The sequence below is a fragment of the Micromonospora matsumotoense genome, assembly GCF_900091525.1.
GTDB classification, from domain to species: Bacteria; Actinomycetota; Actinomycetes; order Mycobacteriales; family Micromonosporaceae; genus Micromonospora; species Micromonospora matsumotoensis.
The window spans coordinates 1-1129 of the sequence record NZ_FMCU01000056.1; the positions used below are offsets into that span (position 1 = coordinate 1).

The 1129-nt window shown below is 68.1% G+C and carries 2 protein-coding genes; both read right to left on the bottom strand.

All coding sequences use genetic code 11. The features are described 5' to 3' along the window. Positions 1 to 117: 117 nt before the first annotated feature. Positions 118 to 375 (bottom strand): transposase, encoded by a 258-nt coding sequence (locus tag GA0070216_RS35165; RefSeq protein ID WP_425413220.1) that lies wholly within the window; start codon positions 373 to 375, stop codon positions 118 to 120. After that, complete coding sequence (locus GA0070216_RS33525; protein WP_218108367.1) at positions 273 to 956, bottom strand: IS5 family transposase; 684 nt, start codon at positions 954 to 956, stop codon at positions 273 to 275. Before GA0070216_RS33525 ends, GA0070216_RS35165 begins: the two co-directional genes overlap by 103 nt. Positions 957 to 1129: the final 173 nt, after the last annotated feature.

The following is a 1129-nucleotide window of genomic DNA, read 5'->3' on the forward strand; positions in this document are numbered from 1 at the left end:
CCCACCCGGTCGGCCATCTCATCGCTGAGGATGGTCAGCCAGCCGTAGTTCCGCAGCACGACGCCCGCCTCCTCGACACCGACCCAGTAACGGCTGAGAGAGCGTTTCGGATGTCTGTCAGTCGGGTGTGTTGAGGGTGCGGCGTTGTTGGCGGGTGGCGGGTCCGCCTCGGGTGAGGCGGCCGAGCATGCCGGCGATCGCGGCCCAGCAGATCATGGCCTCCGAGGTCGCGGGTTGGGTTTCGTAGTCGCGGGCCAGCCGACGGTGGGCGGTCAGCCAGGCCAGGGTCCGCTCCACCACCCACCGGCGGCGGTGCACGACGAATCCTTGCTGGTCGGCGGGCTTCCGGACGATCTCCAGGGTGGTGCGCAGGATGTCGCGGGCCCAGTGGACCAGGCGGGCCGGCGAACCCGAAAGTCGGCGAACACGTGCCGGATCGGGGTCGCCACATAGGTGGCGAGCAGTGCGCCCTTCGCGCCGTCACGGTCCTGCCACGACGCGGCCAGGACCCACACGGTGACCAGCAGACCCAGGGTGTCGGTCACGATGAACCGCTTCCGGCCGTTGACCCTCTTCCCGCTGTCGTAGCCACGGGTGTCGGAGTGCACGGTGTCCGCAGCCCTGACCGACTGGGAGTCGATGATCCCCGCGGTGAGCTCGGCCGCCCGGTCGTGGGCCAGACGGACCTGCTCCCGCAACTCGGTGAGGATCCGATCGGTCACACCCCGCCGGTTCCACCGCTGGAAGTGGGAGTACACCGTCTGCCAGGGCGGGAAGTCCACCGGCAGGTACCGCCACGCACACCCGGTACGCACCACGTACAGGATGCCGTCAACGACCGCCCGACGAGGATGCTTCTCCGGCCTACCCATCCACTGCGGCGACGGCAGCATCGGCTCAACGAACGCCCACTCGGCATCGGTCAGATCAGACGGGTACCGCCGCACACGATCCATACCCGCCTACCGACCAAACCCAGCCCATCGATCGCACCCACTGTGCGACACACCCGACCAACACACATCCCAAACGCCCTCTGACTGGACGTTTCCTTCACCTTCGCGCCAGTGTGACCGATTGGCGCCCCGGCCTTGGCGGGGCAACATGTCCCACTCGGGCCAGAATAGCC